The organism is uncultured Planktomarina sp., from assembly GCA_943788425.1.
Lineage (GTDB): Bacteria > Pseudomonadota > Alphaproteobacteria > Rhodobacterales > Rhodobacteraceae > Planktomarina.
The window spans coordinates 17,105-33,115 of the sequence record CALSQF010000018.1; the positions used below are offsets into that span (position 1 = coordinate 17,105).

Below are 16,011 nucleotides of genomic sequence, written 5' to 3' on the forward strand. Positions count from 1 at the left end.
GCAATCCGAATTTTCAAAAACGTTGCGAAATTCATATAGTCATTGATCCAAAATTAAGAATTTTACGCTCCACTTACGCTCGTTATGAGCCGGACGTTCGACCCAAATGCCATTTTGTTCATCCACCCATCGCATCCGTCTATGCGGCGGCAACGCTATCTGCGGAGGTTTCGGGCCTGGATGCGGGCGCTCACACTCTTAATCGTATTGTGTCTGATCTACCGAACGCCAGCAATCAGCGAAATACTGCGATTGGCCAGCTATACCGCCGCGCTTGAGCGCAATTCACCGGGGTTGTTGTATCGCGACATCATACACGGAAAATCATCTCAAATTCGCGCGGCGCTCCGGCTTATAGCGACAATCCAACCAGATATTTTGGCCTTGCAACGCTTTGATTGGGATGCGGAGCTGCGCGCGGCGCGCGCCTTTCAAGCGGCGCTAAACGCGCAGAGGTGGGAAATGCCGCATCTTTTGGCACCGCGCCCCAACACTGGCGTAGCATCCGGAGTGGATATTGATGGGAATGGGCAAATTGGCGGACCGGGAGATGCGCAAAGCTATGGCACTTTCGCCGGACAAAGAGGGCTATTGCTTTCGTCACGCCTGCCATTCAACGCGCAAGACAGCCAAGATCACAGCCAAGTGCTTTGGGCCAATGTGCCGCAGACGCACAGTACCGACCCACCTGAAATTGCCCGCGTGCAACGCCTGGCCTATGTCGCAATGCTGCAGACCTCCATAACCTGGCGTCAGCATTCTATTTCGCTCCTCACATTTCACGCCAGCCCACCCGTCTTTGACGGGCCAAAAGACCGCAACGGCTGCCGCAATGCCGATGAAATTGCCTATGCCGCGGCGCTGGTAGATCAGCTTCCCAAGCCGCTCGTGCTCTTGGCCAACACCAACCTTGATCCGGTTGATGGCGAGGGGCACAATGAGGTTATGAGCCAGCTTCTAGCACATCCTAAGCTGCAAGATCCGAAGCCGGCCAGCCTGGGTGGGCAAGCGGCTGCCAATACAGGACATCGCGGTCCGGCGCGGCTGGATACTGTGGATTGGCGTGATCCACGCCCGGACAATCTACGGGTCAATTACATCCTGCCATCTCGGGACTTTGCCTTGCACGATGGCGCGGTGCATTGGCCAGCCAAGGAACTTCCTGATCCCCAGGGCAATTCGCACAGATTGATCTGGCAGGATGTCTCACTTCCTTGACCCCAAAGGCCCATGGGGCTAGTCAGCAAGCTGAGACAAACGAAAGGGCTTTTCATGAGCAACCACTCCCTCCTAATTTTGCCCGGCGACGGGATTGGTCCTGAAGTCATGACCGAAGTGCGCAAAGTCATTGCCTGGCTTGCGGACCATAGGGACATAAATTTTGACCTGTCAGAAGATCTGGTCGGCGGCGCGGCCTATGATGTGCACGGCGTGCCTTTGCATGATGACACTATGGCAAAAGCACAGGCGGCAGATGCGGTATTGCTTGGCGCTGTTGGTGGACCGAAATATGACACTCTTGATTTTTCCTTGAAACCAGAACGCGGCCTGCTGCGCCTGCGCAAGGAGATGGATCTTTTCGCAAACCTCCGTCCCGCTCAATGTTTTGATGCGCTCGCCGATTTTTCCTCGCTCAAACGCGATGTTGTTGCGGGTTTGGATATCGTTATCGTGCGCGAATTGACCTCCGGCAGCTATTTTGGCGAACCACGCGGCATCTTCAAAGAAGGCAATGAGCGCGTAGGCATCAACACGCATCGTTATACTGAATCCGAAATCGAACGCGCCGCGCGCGCAGCCTTTGAGCTGGCCCGCCGCCGCAGCAACCGGGTTTGCTCGATGGAAAAAGCCAATGTGATGGAAGCGGGCGTTTTGTGGCGCGATGTGGTCACCGAAGTGCATCAGGCAGATTACGCCGATGTCGAACTGTCGCATATGTACGCCGATAACGGCGCCATGCAGCTGGTGCGCGCACCGAAGCAATTTGACGTGATCCTCACCGACAATTTGTTTGGCGACATCCTCTCCGATTGTGCGGCGATGCTGACAGGCTCGCTTGGGATGTTGCCCTCTGCCAGCCTCGGCGCGCCGATGGAAAATGGCCACCCCAAAGCTCTCTATGAACCGGTGCATGGCTCGGCACCAGATATCACAGGACAGGGCAAAGCCAATCCAACGGCCTGCATTTTGTCTTTCGCCATGGCGCTGCGCTATTCCTTCGATCTTGGCGCAGAAGCAACGCGTATTGAAAAAGCGGTCGAAAAAGTTCTTGCCGATGGGGTCCGCACGGCGGATCTGTTGCAGGCCGAAGGCGATACCGCCGTTTCCACAACCCAAATGGGCGATGCCATCGTGGCCGCTTTGACCGCCAGCCTTTAGGGCATATTTCGAAAAAAAATGAAAAACGCTGGGCACGCCTGGCGTTTTTTTTTTGACAAAGCCGGTGAAAACCACTGCACTACTCTTATGGATATTATTGACACCCACCGCTACCCGATTGACCAACCTGACAGTGCAGAATTTCGTGCGCTTTGCGCCCGATGTCAGGCGGATCTTGAGTCTCAAGGACTTTTCAACCTGCCAGGTTTCCTGCGCCCTGAGGCCATCGAGCGCACTCTCGATTGGGTGAAACCAGTGATCGCGCAGGATGCTTTTGTGCATAAGCGGGCCCATAACATCTATTTTAAAAAGGAAATTCCCGGCCTCGCGCCCGATCATCCAGCCTTGCGAGAGCTCGAAACCACAAATCATACAATTTGCGCCGATCAAATTGAGGGCAGCCCCGTGACCCAACTTTATGACTGGCCTGCTTTTGCCAGATTTTTGGCCCGTGTCATGAATAAGCCGGCCCTTTACACTATGGATGACCGAATCGCCGGGGCAAATGTCATGACCTATTACCATGGCGAAGCCTTGAACTGGCATTTTGACCGCTCAGAATTCACCACAACACTGCTTTTACAAGCGCCGAAGGCCGGCGGCGAGTTTGAGTATCTTCGAGATCTGCGCACCGCAGAGGATCCCAACTATGCCGGGGTGGCAGAGCTATTGATGGGCAAGCGCCAGACGCAGATCTGCCCGCAAGAGGCGGGAACTCTGAATGTGTTTCGCGGCGTGAACACCGCGCATCGGGTCACGCCCGTGAAGGGCGACCGGCAGAGAATCAATGCAGTTTTAACCTATTACGAAACTCCTGGCCGCCGATTTTCAGAGCAAGAGCATCTCGGATTTTATGGCAGAACATTGGGCTAAAGGCCTATTGTGTCGCAGATAGACATCGGTGGGGTCGTCTTTGTAAATTTATTGTGTGCAACATGTATACAATTCAGGGCAAGGAGCCCCGATGACCCAAAACCGCAAATCCCAATGTTTGGACACCATACGTCAGCAAATCCTATCACTCGCACTCCCCCCGGGCAGTGATTTAGACGAGACCAAACTGGGTGCCGAATTTGGCATATCGCGCACACCGCTGCGCGAGGTTTTGCAAAAACTCGCCGGGGAAGGCTACGTCGATATCACCCAAAACAAGGGGGCCAAAGTCGTCTCAATGGATATGGCGGTGATGCGCAATTTTTTTCAAACGGCGCCGCTGGTCTATGCTAACATCGCGCGGCTGGCCTGTGAAAATCGTAGCCTGCCACAGGTGAAGGCGCTCAAGACCAGCCAGCAACACTTTAAAAAAGCCACCCTCAATCATGACCCCGCACAAGCGGCGATGCACAATCATCAATTTCACCAAATCATCGGGGATATGTCACAAAATTGCTACTTGATTCCAAGCCTCCAGCGGATGCTCATTGATCATACGCGCCTAAGCCAAACCTTCTATCGGCCTGCGTCACCAGCTGAAAGCGCGCTTGTCAGACAAGCCTGCGATCAACATGATGACATGATCGCCGCCATTGAAGACCAGCAGGTTGAGGCTGCTGTGGCCTTAACTTTGCAGCACTGGGCCCTGTCGCAAGACCGAATGGAGCGTTTTGTGCGCCCCGATCCATTGCCGGTTGAACTGACCATCCCGAAGGAGACAGCCCATGCAATTTGAAGGCATCTATACCCCGGTCATTACCCCTTACCACAATGATTTTTCGTTAAATCACGATGCGTTGGAAGCCACGATCAATCGTTTGATTGAGGCTGGGGTTCATGGATTGATCGTCGCGGGCACGACCGGCGAGTATTACGCGCAAACCACTGAAGAGCGGATTGAAATGATGTCGATTGCCCAAGAAATAATTGCCGGCAGGCGGCCGATGATTGTCGGCACCGGCGCGATCCGCACCGAGGATTCAATTCTCTATGCCAAGGCGGCTAAAACGGCAGGTGCGGATGCACTTCTAATTGCCACCCCGCCTTATGCCTACCCGACAGGCCGCGAAATTGCCCTACACGCTTTGGCGATCGACCGCGCCGCAGATCTTCCGGCCATGCTTTACAATTATCCTGGCCGGATGTGCGTCAATATGGATGAAGAGACCCTGGACCGTCTGGGACGCAGCTCAAATTTTTGTGCCATTAAGGAAAGCTCGGGTGATCCCAATCGGCTGCATATGCTGGCCCGCGATTATCCTCATATTGCCCTGTCTTGCGGCATGGACGATCAGGCTTTGGAATTCTTCGCTTGGGGCGCGCGCAGCTGGGTCTGCGCCGGGTCCAATTTTGCCCCCGAAGCGCATATTGCGCTCTACCAAACCTGCGTTGTGGAGGGAAATTTCACCAAAGGGCGCGCACTTATGTCGGCAATGCTGCCCTTGATGCGGGTGCTCGAACAAGGTGGAAAATTTGTTCAATGTATCAAATACGGCCTGACGCTCCGCGGCATTGACGCTGGACCACCCCGCAAACCGCTGCAACCGCTCAACAAAGACGACAAACGCCAATTGGCTGAGGTCATCACCACAATGGACATCGCCATTGCAAATATCATGGGAGAAGGCGCATGAGCGACTTACTAACAACCGCGGAGTACAAAGCGCTGGCCGCAGATCTCGACCTCCCGCGCACCGCCTTTATTGACGGCAAGTACCGCGCTGGTCATGGCGCTGTTTTTGCGACTTTGAACCCCGCCACCGGGGTGCCGCTTGCCGAAATTTCTGGCTGTAATGCGCAAGATGTAGATCTTGCAGTGTCCAAAGCCCGTGAAGCCTTCGATCAAGGCCATTGGGCCAAACGCGCACCATCGGACCGCAAAGATGTATTGATCCGCCTGTGCAAGTTGATCACACGCAACCGCCGGGAATTGGCCGTGATGGAAAGCCTCGACAGCGGCAAGCCGATCTCAGATTGTGAGACCATCGATATTCCCGAGACCATCGAAACCTTGAAATGGCATGCGGAGTTGATTGACAAAATTTATGACCAAACGGCCCCGGCGCAGGAAGATGCTATTGCCATGATTTTACGCGAACCCATTGGGGTCGTCGCCGCTGTTTTACCGTGGAACTTTCCATTGTTGATGATGGCTTGGAAAATCGGACCCGCTTTGGCTGCCGGCAATTCTGTCATCGTAAAGCCCGCTGAGCAAACCAGCCTCACAGCTCTGCGCTTGGCCGAATTGGCAACACAGGCCGGCCTGCCCCGCGGGGTCTTGCAAGTCCTGCCCGGTGATGGGCCGAGTGTGGGCGCGCCGCTCGGCACGCATATGGATGTGGATATGGTCAGCTTCACAGGCTCAACCGAGACGGGGCGGCATTTCCTGCGCTATGCCGCTGACAGCAATTTAAAGAAGGTTGTCCTGGAATGCGGCGGCAAAAACCCCTGCGTGGTTTTTGATGATGCGGAAAATCTCGATGCTGTGGCCCGTCATGTGGTCAATGCTGCCTTTTGGAATATGGGCGAGAATTGTTCCGCCGCCTCTCGCCTGATTGTCCATCAAGCCGTAAAAGAGCCCCTAATGGAGCGGATCTTAGCGCGGTTGCGAGATTGGAAAACGGGCGATCCGCTCAACCCCGCCCATCACCTGGGTGCACTCATTGATGCGGAGCATTGCGCCAACGTGGCCAGCTATCTCACAGGCACCGCTTTGGCCGGTGGCACCGCCGACGGGCCCTATGTGCAGCCAACGATTTTCGAGGTCAGCGCAAAAGATGCCAGAGCCGTTGATGAAATTTTTGGACCAATTCTGAGCGTGCTCACCGTCGCCAGCAATGATGAGGCCATTGCGCTGGCCAATGACACCCGCTACGGCTTGGCCGCTTCTGTATTCACCGCCAATACCCGCAACGCCATTCGCGCAGCCCGCGACATCAAGGCCGGCACCGTGACCGTCAATACCTATGGCGAAGGGTCCATTGCGACACCCTTCGGTGGCTATAAACAATCGGGCTTCGGCGGGCGCGACAATGGCATTCATGCCCATGACCAATTCACCGAAACCAAAACCATTTGGATTGACCTCACCGACCCGCGCGATGGCGACAATGTGGACTGACGGGCCGCAAGTTTTGCGCCTAAGGAGGAGCACTTATGGCTGATGCAGTTGGAACGACGCGGCGCGGCCGCGGTGCGCGTAAAACCATAAGACAAACCCGCGATGTTGCAATGTTGCCCGCGCTGAAACGCCGCCTGCCCTTAACCGAGCCCATGGATCAAGAGCAGATCGAGAAGATTGATGCAGCCTCCATGAGCATCCTTGAGGATGTCGGCGTGGTATTTCGCGACCCCATTGCCATTGCAGATTGGCGTGCCGCGGGGGCGGATATTCGCGATGGAGACCGGGTGCATTTAGACCGCGGTCTTGTGCGTGAATTGATCTGCTCTATTCCCTCAAGCTTCACCTATCACGCGCGCAACCCGGCCAATAACCTGCCCTTCGGTCACGATCATTCTATCTTTGTACCAATGACCGGCGCGCCCTATCTGCGGGATCTCGAGGATGTCCGGCGCAATCCAACTTTGGAAGACTTGGCCAATTTTCACAAATTATCGCATATGCTGCCCGCAATCCACTCTTCGGCTCACCACATTGTAGAGCCTTATGATCACCCAATCAGCCAAAGGCATTTGCGCATCACCTATTCGTCGATGAAACATTCCGACAAGACCTTCATGGGCATGACCACAAGTCCCAAAAATGCCGAAGATGTCATGGAGATGTGTGCGCTGCTCTTTGGTGCGGATTTTATGCAAAGTCACCCCGTCGTCACAGGCAACTGCAATGGTAACAGCCCGCTGGTTTGGGATGAAACGATGCTAGGAGCGCTGCGAGCCTTTGCCAAATACAACCAACCCATCTTGTGCAGCCCCTTCGTTCTCGGCGGCGCCAATACCCCCGCTTCGGTCGCCCCAACCGTGGCGCAGCTCAATGCCGAAGCCCTGAGCTGTCTGGCCTATTCGCAGGTTGTGCGCAAAGGCACCCCCGCAATCTACGGTCATTATTTGGCCACTGTCAGCATGCGGTCCGGCGCACCGATGGCCGGCACGCCTGAAATCAGCTTGATGAATTTCATGATTGGCCAAATGGCTCGCTATTATGACGTGCCCTGGCGGACTTCGAATACTTTGGGCGGAGCAAAAATTCTTGACGCACAGGCCGGATATGAGAGCGCCATGACGTTGAATGCAGTGCTCATGGCGGGGGCGAATTATATCTGGCACAGCGCTGGATGGAATGAGGCCGGCATGCATTGCTCGATGGCGAAATTCGTGGTGGATGCGGAGCTTTGCGCTATGGGGTATCGCATGGCCGAGGGCATACGCTGGGATGATTTCGAAGGGGCCATGCAGGCGGTGCGCGACATTGGACCCGGTGGGCATTACCTGGGCCATTCACACACGCTTGAAAACTTCCAACGCGCGTTCTTCATGCCCGAGATGTTTGACAATAATTCGATTGAGCAATGGCAGGCAGATGGCGCGCTGGATACAAATACCCGCGGGCTGATACGCGCGCGTCAAATGCTCGACGACTATGAGGAACCAAAATTGGACCCCGGCATTGATGAAGCCCTGCGCGACTACATCGCGCGACGCGAACGCGAGATCCCAGCTGCTGACGCGCTGAACCAAGAGTATTGAAGATGAAAGTCTCGCGCCTGCCTATCGATCCCGGTCCGGCCGCTTGGGCAGATCTGCTGCCGCCGCCGCACCGGCCCAGAAGCTAGAAGGCGCGCAAACCGCAGATTGGTTGGTGATTGGCGGCGGCTTTGCGGGCCTCTCGGCACTGGCACGTCTCAAGCAGCTGCACCCGGCCGATAAAATTATTCTGCTTGAGGCCAGCCGGATTGCTGACGGACCTGCCGGGCGCAATTCAGGGTTTATGATTGATCTGCCCCATGATCTGGCCTCAGAGGATTATGGGGGGGGCGTCAGCGAAGACCAGCACCAGATCGCAGCCAATCGCGCCGCCATTGCCTTCGCTCGCAAGATGGCCGAGGTATTTGCACTGCCCCGCGAGGCCTTTAACCCCTGCGGCAAGTTCAATGCAGCCGCCAGCGCAAAAGGCCATCAGCACAATCAAGACTATGCCCACCATTTGACCCGAATGGGCGAATCTTGGGAGATGTATGATGCGGCGCAAATGGCGGAATTGACTGGAACCAACTATTATCAATCTGGCCTCTACACCCCCGGTACGGTCATGCTGCAACCGGCCATGTATATTCGCGGCATTGCCCGCGGCTTGGCATCCCATAATGCCAAGATCTTCGAAAATTCGCCCGTAACCGCGCTCGATCACAATGGGGATTGGTCAGCCACCACCCCATCGGGCAAAGTGACAGCGCCGCGGGTCATTCTGGCCGTCAACGGCCATGCCAATTCCTTCGGACTTTACCCGCAACAGCTTCTTCATGTATTCACCTACGCCAGCATGACCCGCGCCTTGACCGCCCAGGAGGTAAAATCCTTGGGCGGGGCACGCAATTGGGGCGCCACACCTGCCGATCCCTTAGGGACGACCGTGCGGCGCATATCTGGGATTGGGGGCGATCGGATCATCATCCGAAATCGCGCCACTTTTGATCCATCCATGCAGGTCTCACAGCGGCGCATCCGCGCGGTGTCACGCAGTCATGATGCAAGTTTTTCTGCCCGTTTCCCCGTGCTGCGCCATGTCTCCATGCAATATCGTTGGGGCGGGCGCCTGTGCCTTTCGCGCAATAATGTCGCCGCTTTTGGCGAGGTCATGCCCGGGCTCTATTCGGCCTGCTGCCAAAACGGATTGGGCACGGCCAAGGGGACATTGCATGGCATGCTGGCCGCGGAGCTGGCCAGTGGGCATGACAGCGCGCTTTTGCAACAGGTCCAAAAACAATCCCCTCCGCGCCGACTGCCGCCGCCGCCTCTGGCCTGGCTTGGCGCCAATGCGCTGATGAAATGGGGCGAGTGGAAGGCCGGCGTGGAACTTTAAGCCAGCACAGCACCGATCTGACGACACTCTATCTCGGCGGCAGCCCAACCAAAGCGCGGGAGGCCGGTTCACGCAGGTGAAAATCTTCCCCCGCATAGGCCGCGCCACCCGGCCCACAAAGATAGGCAATCGCCTGCGCCACATCCGAGGCTGGAATATGATCGGACAGTTGCAATTGGCTGACCGGATTAACCCCACTGGCTTTGATCTCAACCTGCATCTGCGTTGCCACTGTGCCGGGGCTCAACCCCAAACAGCGAAGGCCTTGATCACCATATTCAGCATGCCCAGAACGGGTCAATTGCAGCACGGCGGCCTTTGAGGCGCAGTAATGGCTCCAGCCTTCCAGCACCCCATAAGCGGCACCGGACGAAATATTGAGGATGGTCCCGCCCCCCTGGGCTGTCATGACCGGCAGCGCCGCCTTCATCATGTAAAAGACACCTTTGACATTCACATCTATCACCCGGTCCCAATCGGCGGGTTCGAAATCTACCAACCGATGTACAGGCAAGAGCATGCCGGCATTGTTAATAACGATATCAAGACGACCAAATTGCGCCACGGTTTGATCAACCGCTGCCTGCACCTGCTGGAAATCGGCAACATCGCAGGCAATCGCCAGCGCTTTTGGCCCAATTTTCTCAGCCAATTTCACCAATTCGCCCTCAGAACGCGCGGTCAATGCCACCTGTGCCCCAAGGGATGCAAAATGTTCAGCGGTCGCGGCTCCAATACCGCGGCTTGCGCCAGTTATCAAAACTGTTTGCCCTGAAAAATCCATTCTTGTCACGCCTTTCGAATTGCCTAACCAAAGGCTAGCTCTCACGGCCAATTGGCACAAGGCATCACTTCTGGCTTTACCCAGGCCGCAAGCCGTGGCACCACAGCCTCAGATCGGAGATTGCCATGCGCGCGACATTGATAATTTTGACTTTTGCCTATGTCTTGTCTCAGTTTTATCGGGCATTTCTGGCTGTTTTGGCAGCCCCCTTACAGGCAGATATTGGCGCCACAGCCGCGCAGCTCTCGGCGGCCTCTGGCTATTGGTTTTTAACCTTCGCGCTGATGCAAATACCCGTCGGTTGGGCCTTGGACACTTTGGGCCCGCGGCGTACCAATGCCGCGCTTCTCGCTCTCGGAGCCGGTGGGGGCGCTTTGGTTTTCGCAGCCGCGACCGAACCTTGGCATATCTCGGCCGCGATGACGATGATCGGTATCGGCTGCTCCTCGGTTTTAATGGCCGCATATTATGTGGTCGCCCGCAGTTTTCCTGCGGCAGCCTTCGCCACCATGGCCGCCTTCATCTTGGGGATCGGATCGGTTGGCAATATTGGCGCAGCCTTTCCACTCACACTGCTCGTTGAGATCTTGGGCTGGCGCATGTCTATCTTCATCATCGCGCTCATCACTCTTGTGATTGCCGCCCTGTGCTACGTGATCGTCAAGGATCCGCCAAAGGTTGAGACCGATGAAAAAGGCAGCTTGCTGGATCTGCTCCGCATGCGGGCCATCTGGTTCATCTTGCCTCTTGTTCTGGTCAGCTATGCCCCCTCTGCGGGCTTGCGCGGCCTTTGGGTGGGCCCCTATTTCACCGATGTCTTCGGCGCCTCCACAGCCCAGGTTGGCACAGTGACCACGCTGATGGCTCTGGCGATGATTGCCGGCACCTTTTGCTATGGTCCGCTTGACCGGCTATTGGGGACGCGCAAATGGGTGATTTTCACAGGCAATTTGATTGGCGGCTTGCTGTGTCTTGTCCTTTATCTGCATGGTGACTCTGACTTTTGGAGCACCGCCGCCATCATGGCCGGAATTGGATTTTTCGGTGCGTCATTCCCGATTTTGGTTGCCCATGGGCGCAGTTTTTTTCCAGATCACCTGATGGGGCGCGGCGTGACTTTGATCAACCTCTTTGGAATCGGAGGCGTTGGCATCATGCAAAATGTCACCGCGCGGGTGTTTGATGCCAAGATAACACAGACCCAAGCGCCGATTGTCTCATATAACGCCGTCATTTTGGTATTTTGTGTGACATTACTGCTGGGATTGGTGATTTATATCTTCTCACAGGACAGAACCGACTAGCTGCCTCTTTCCATTGGGGACCCGGCGCGATACACGAGCCCGTCTTTGAAATGAGGAAGAGACCTATGTCTTATAAAGTTGTTGTAGTTGGCGCCACTGGCAATGTGGGCCGCGAAATGTTGAACATCTTGGACGAACGTGAATTTCCAATTGCGGAAATCGCTGTCCTTGCGAGCCGTAAATCTCTCGGCACGGAGGTGAGCTTCGGCGACAAAACTTTGAAGACCACAGACTTGGCCACCTTTGATTTCACGGGTTGGGATATGGCGCTTTTCGCGGTGGGCTCGGAGGCGACCAAAGAATACGCCCCGAAAGCGGCGGCGGCTGGCTGCATCGTGATCGATAATTCAAGCCTTTATCGCTACGATCCTGAGGTGCCCTTGATCGTGCCAGAAGTGAATGCGGATGCCGTTTTCGAGTGCCACAAAAAGAACATCATTGCCAATCCCAATTGCTCAACCGCACAGATGGTCGTGGCATTGAAACCCTTGCATGATCGCGCGAGAATCAAACGGGTGGTGGTCAGCACCTATCAATCGGTTTCCGGCGCGGGCAAAGAAGGGATTGATGAGCTTTGGGATCAAACCAAATCAATCTACAACCCGGTAGACAACAAACCACCCACCAAGTTTACAAAACAAATTGCGTTTAACGTGATCCCGCATATCGATGTGTTCCTCGACAGCGGAGATACCAAAGAAGAATGGAAAATGGTCGCGGAGACCAAAAAAATTCTTGACCCTGAAATCAAGGTCACCGCCACCTGTGTACGCGTGCCCGTTTTCGTAGGCCATTCCGAATCCGTTAATATCGAGTTTGAAGAGTTCCTTGATGAGGATGAAGCCCGCGAGATCCTGCGCGAAGCGCCGGGCATTATGGTGATCGATAAGCGCGAAGATGGCGGCTATGTCAGCCCGGTGGAATGCGTTGGCGATTACGCCACATTCATCAGCCGCATTCGGCAGGATGTCACGATCGAAAACGGCATCAACCTCTGGTGCGTGTCCGACAATCTGCGCAAAGGTGCGGCGTTGAATGCTGTTCAAATTGCGGAAGTTTTGGGTAATAAAGTCCTGAAAAAGGGCTAAACCCCTGACACTGAATAAAAAGGCCTCGCTAAAATGCGAGGCCTTTTTTGTTACATTCGGCGGTTTACGTTCAAATTCGCACGAAATCTTTCAAATTTGAGTCAAATTGCTCCAAGGATCCCTCCGCAATATCCGTCCAAAGACCATGCAAAGTCAGCTCGTTCTTTTCGACTGCGGTTTTCACAAAAGGGAAGCTCATAAGGTTTTCAACTGAGACCAAAACCGCCTCGCGTTCCAATCGCGCCACACGCTCCGCCTCATCCTTGATATCTTTGACCCGCTCGTAGCCCGGACGCAAAATATCCATCCAGCGGCCTACAAAGCTGCTGCTTTTTTCCAAATCCGGGGCGTGCCCTGTGCACATGTCGTGACAGCCCCGCACCCCGCCACAGCTGGAATGACCCAAGACGATAATATGCGACACTTTTAATGCCGTGACCGCATATTCCACCGCAGCGGAAGTGCCATGCGGCTCGCCATCCGGAAGATAGGCCGGCACCAGATTGGCGATATTGCGGTGAATGAAGAATTCCCCCTGCTCTGCACCAAAAATCGCCGTCACATGAACACGACTGTCACAACATGAAATGACCATCGCGCGCGGACGCTGCCCTTCACTGGCTAAGCGGCGATACCACGCATGATTGTCTTCAAATGTCGTCGCTTTCCAACCGTGATAGCGTTGAATTAAATAGTTTGGCAGTGGTTTGACGTAGACCATCGGCCCCCCCTCATACATAAATATTGAATTTAACTTACCAAATAGTTACAAAAAACTCGAGAGGTAATCCTCCTTTCAGCTTAGGGTTTGATAAACTTTTTTGGGCAAAAAGCGGCCATCGGCGGGGGCGCAGTAAATAGGTGAGTTCATGGCTCAAATTAGCATGCTTCTGCATGACGAACATCTTCCCTTTTGTACCAGCAAAATTGACGAAATCTATTGTGAATTTGCCCCCCAGAGGGCGCAAACAATCATCAATGGCGCCTTAGATGAATTCGCCATTCGCCTCTCTGTGCTGGAATGCGCCGGTAAGCAGAACAAACGCGCCGCTATACGCAAGGCTGTAGACGCTTTGATGAGCATCGGGCAGCAAATTGGCCTGGGCAGTTTGACCGATGCCGCCCATAATGTGCGCGCCTTAACTGCATCTTCCGATGATCCAGCGCTTGCCGCCGCAGTGGCACGATTGGTGCGGCTTGGCGACATGTGCCTCGTATCGCTTTGGGCAATACAAGATCAAAAAAATACACGGCTTTAGCCAAAACCGGCGCATTCCCGGCGCCGGCATTTTTTGCCCTGCAAAGATCGCGCCGCATTGCAATCACCACAGGGCAATGTTTACCTGTGAAAAAGCCATGCAAGGGATCTGCCATGTCATCGATTTTTGCCGCCCCCACAGCCGGATCCGTGCCCTTGCACCTCATTGCCCGTGCGGAGGCGGAAGACTGGCTGACCGCGAGGGGGGGCGAGGTGCAAAACGCCGCCAAAACCCAAAATTGGTCAGGCAAACTGGGCCAGATCTTATGCCTCAGCGAGCAGGGGCTGCCTGTGCGTTTGGCCATTGGTTATGGCGATGCCGCAGAGCGAAAACGCAAACGATTCGGCGCCGTTGCCGGATTGCCGAACATGCCGGACCAGGTGTTTGAGCTGGTTGAGTGCCATCAAGACTGGGCCGAGGAATTCGCTTTAGCCTTTACTTTGGGCAAATATCGATACGATCGCTACGCCACCAACGCCGTCCCAAAAGCCGCGTTGATCTGTCCCGCAGGCGTAGATGCTGAAAAAATTGAGGCGATTGTTTCCGGAGAATTCCTGACCCGAGATTTGATCAACACTCCAGCCAATGACATGGGCCCAGCAGAACTGGAAGCGGCGGCCCGCGATTTGGCCAAAACCTATGCCGCCGATATATCAGTCATAACGGGCGACGAGCTGATTGCGCAAAATTTTCCCCTTATTCACGCGGTGGGCCGCGCCTCCGCACGGGCGCCGCGCCTGATTGATCTCAGCTGGGGCACATCAGGGCCGCGACTCACTTTGGTGGGCAAGGGCGTGTGTTTCGACACAGGCGGCTTAAACCTCAAACCCGGCGGCTCCATGGGATTGATGAAAAAAGATATGGGCGGCGCGGCACATGTTCTGGGACTTGCCAAAATGATCATGGCCAGAAAACTGCCCGTGCAGTTGCGGGTTTTGGTCCCCGCCGTTGAAAATGCGATTGGCGGCTCCGCCTTCCGTCCACAAGACATCTTGAAGAGCCGCAAGGGTCTCACTGTTGAGATCAATAATACCGATGCCGAGGGCCGATTGGTGCTCGCCGATGCCCTCACCTTAGCCGATGAAAGCCCCTGTGATGTGATGATTTGCATGGCCACACTGACCGGTGCTGCGCGGGTCGCGGTGGGGCCTGACATCGCGCCCTATTTCACACAGGATGTTGACTTGAGCCATGAGATCGCCACCGCCGCCACCGCCGTTGACGATCCCGTGTGGCAATTGCCTTTACATGCGCCCTATGAGGCCATGATCGAACCGGGCATTGCAGATTTGGACAATGCCCCTGCCGGTGGTTTTGCGGGCGCTATTACGGCTGCTCTGTTCCTACAGCGCTTCGTCAGCGAGACTCAAAAATTTGTTCATTTTGATTGCTATGGCTGGCAGCCCAGCGCGGCCCCTGCCCGCCCAAAAGGCGGCGTGGGTCAAGGCACGCGCGCCTTGTTTCAAGCCTTACCACGCATTTTGAATCTATGAACGGGCAGTCTCAAATCATCCGAAGTCTCAGCGACCTGTGCCGCAAGCCGCGCGGACCACGCGACCGGCAATTGCTATTTGGCGATGGCTTTACGATCTTAGAACGCTCTGGCGACTGGTGTTTTGGGCAGGCGACGAAAGACGGCTATCAAGGCTATATAAAAACAGCAGATTTGGCCCCCTATACGCCCGCAACACATTGGGTGAGCGCCTTATCCAGCCATGCCTATGCCGCACCCAATCTTAAATCACCCGACCAAATCCTCCTGCCCTTCGGGGCGCGGGTAACGGTGAGCGCAGAGCACGGCAATTTTTGCCAAACCCCCGCCGGCTTCATCCCCCGTCAACATTTGCGCGCAACGGGAGATTTTTTTGCCGATCCGCGAGAGGTGGCCAAAATATTCTTGGGCAGCCCCTATTTGTGGGGTGGCAATTCAGCGGCAGGCATTGATTGCTCGGGCCTTGTGCAAGCCGCCTGCCATGCCACGGGGCGCGCTTGTCCGGGAGATTCTGGCCCACAACAAGAATTTTTTCCTGAAGCCCAAGGGGATTGGGCACCTGGGCAATTGATCTTCTGGCCCGGCCATGTGGCTTTGACCCTCAGCGCCACCCAGCTGATCCACGCCAATGCGCATGCTATGGAAGTTCGTATTGAAGCGATCGACAGTGCCATTGCGCGCATAGATGCGGCCGGAGACGGGCCCATACTTCAACGGTCACAGCTGACCTAA

15 protein-coding genes are annotated in these 16,011 nt (G+C 55.4%); 13 read left to right on the top strand and 2 right to left on the bottom strand.

What is annotated here, in order from left to right; all coding sequences use genetic code 11:
• The first annotated feature begins 84 nt into the window (after positions 1–84).
• The 8 genes from ABLW18_RS12435 (at position 85) to ABLW18_RS12470 (ending at position 9,352) form a co-directional block, all read left to right on the top strand.
• The gene (locus ABLW18_RS12435; RefSeq protein ID WP_347825101.1) at positions 85–1,218 is read left to right on the top strand and encodes an endonuclease/exonuclease/phosphatase family protein; all 1,134 of its coding nucleotides are present in this window, start codon (positions 85–87) and stop codon (positions 1,216–1,218) included.
• 54 nt (positions 1,219–1,272) lie between these two features.
• Positions 1,273–2,379, top strand: coding sequence for a 3-isopropylmalate dehydrogenase (gene leuB, locus ABLW18_RS12440; RefSeq protein ID WP_347825102.1), 1,107 nt, complete (start codon positions 1,273–1,275; stop codon positions 2,377–2,379).
• Between the two features lie 87 nt (positions 2,380–2,466).
• A complete protein-coding gene (locus ABLW18_RS12445) occupies positions 2,467–3,252 on the top strand; it encodes a 2OG-Fe(II) oxygenase (RefSeq protein WP_347825103.1) in 786 nt (261 codons plus the stop codon).
• Between the two features lie 91 nt (positions 3,253–3,343).
• The gene (locus ABLW18_RS12450; protein WP_347825104.1) at positions 3,344–4,048 is read left to right on the top strand and encodes a GntR family transcriptional regulator; all 705 of its coding nucleotides are present in this window, start codon (positions 3,344–3,346) and stop codon (positions 4,046–4,048) included.
• A complete protein-coding gene (locus ABLW18_RS12455) occupies positions 4,038–4,946 on the top strand; it encodes a dihydrodipicolinate synthase family protein (protein WP_347825105.1) in 909 nt (302 codons plus the stop codon). The genes ABLW18_RS12450 and ABLW18_RS12455 overlap by 11 nt, the downstream gene beginning before the upstream one ends.
• Positions 4,943–6,433 (top strand): aldehyde dehydrogenase, encoded by a 1,491-nt coding sequence (locus ABLW18_RS12460; RefSeq protein ID WP_347825106.1) that lies wholly within the window; start codon positions 4,943–4,945, stop codon positions 6,431–6,433. The genes ABLW18_RS12455 and ABLW18_RS12460 overlap by 4 nt, the downstream gene beginning before the upstream one ends.
• Positions 6,434–6,468: 35 nt before the next feature.
• On the top strand, positions 6,469–8,019 hold the full coding sequence (locus tag ABLW18_RS12465) for a trimethylamine methyltransferase family protein (RefSeq protein WP_347825107.1): 1,551 nt from the start codon (positions 6,469–6,471) through the stop codon (positions 8,017–8,019).
• Positions 8,020–8,062: 43 nt separating this feature from the next.
• Positions 8,063–9,352 carry an FAD-binding oxidoreductase gene (locus tag ABLW18_RS12470; protein WP_347825108.1) on the top strand — a complete coding sequence of 430 codons (1,290 nt, stop codon included), beginning with the start codon at positions 8,063–8,065 and terminating at the stop codon, positions 9,350–9,352.
• A 28-nt stretch (positions 9,353–9,380) separates the two neighbouring features.
• Here ABLW18_RS12470 and ABLW18_RS12475 read toward each other — a convergent pair whose 3' ends face one another.
• Positions 9,381–10,136 (bottom strand): SDR family oxidoreductase, encoded by a 756-nt coding sequence (locus ABLW18_RS12475; RefSeq protein WP_347825109.1) that lies wholly within the window; start codon positions 10,134–10,136, stop codon positions 9,381–9,383.
• Positions 10,137–10,261: 125 nt separating this feature from the next.
• Between ABLW18_RS12475 and ABLW18_RS12480 the strand changes: the two genes are divergently transcribed.
• Together ABLW18_RS12480 and ABLW18_RS12485 are read left to right on the top strand one after the other, a co-directional pair.
• Complete coding sequence (locus ABLW18_RS12480; protein ID WP_347825110.1) at positions 10,262–11,440, top strand: MFS transporter; 1,179 nt, start codon at positions 10,262–10,264, stop codon at positions 11,438–11,440.
• Between the two features lie 65 nt (positions 11,441–11,505).
• Positions 11,506–12,528: an aspartate-semialdehyde dehydrogenase gene (locus ABLW18_RS12485; protein ID WP_347825111.1), complete on the top strand. Its 1,023-nt coding sequence runs from the start codon at positions 11,506–11,508 to the stop codon at positions 12,526–12,528.
• 70 nt (positions 12,529–12,598) lie between these two features.
• Here the strand turns inward: ABLW18_RS12485 and ABLW18_RS12490 are convergent, their stop codons facing one another.
• Positions 12,599–13,249: a carbonic anhydrase gene (locus ABLW18_RS12490; protein ID WP_347825112.1), complete on the bottom strand. Its 651-nt coding sequence runs from the start codon at positions 13,247–13,249 to the stop codon at positions 12,599–12,601.
• 148 nt (positions 13,250–13,397) lie between these two features.
• Between ABLW18_RS12490 and ABLW18_RS12495 the strand changes: the two genes are divergently transcribed.
• The 3 genes from ABLW18_RS12495 (at position 13,398) to ABLW18_RS12505 (ending at position 16,011) form a co-directional block, all read left to right on the top strand.
• Complete coding sequence (locus tag ABLW18_RS12495) at positions 13,398–13,787, top strand: hypothetical protein (protein WP_347825113.1); 390 nt, start codon at positions 13,398–13,400, stop codon at positions 13,785–13,787.
• 113 nt (positions 13,788–13,900) lie between these two features.
• Positions 13,901–15,280 carry a leucyl aminopeptidase family protein gene (locus tag ABLW18_RS12500; protein WP_347825114.1) on the top strand — a complete coding sequence of 460 codons (1,380 nt, stop codon included), beginning with the start codon at positions 13,901–13,903 and terminating at the stop codon, positions 15,278–15,280.
• Positions 15,277–16,011 (top strand): NlpC/P60 family protein, encoded by a 735-nt coding sequence (locus ABLW18_RS12505; RefSeq protein WP_347825115.1) that lies wholly within the window; start codon positions 15,277–15,279, stop codon positions 16,009–16,011. The genes ABLW18_RS12500 and ABLW18_RS12505 overlap by 4 nt, the downstream gene beginning before the upstream one ends.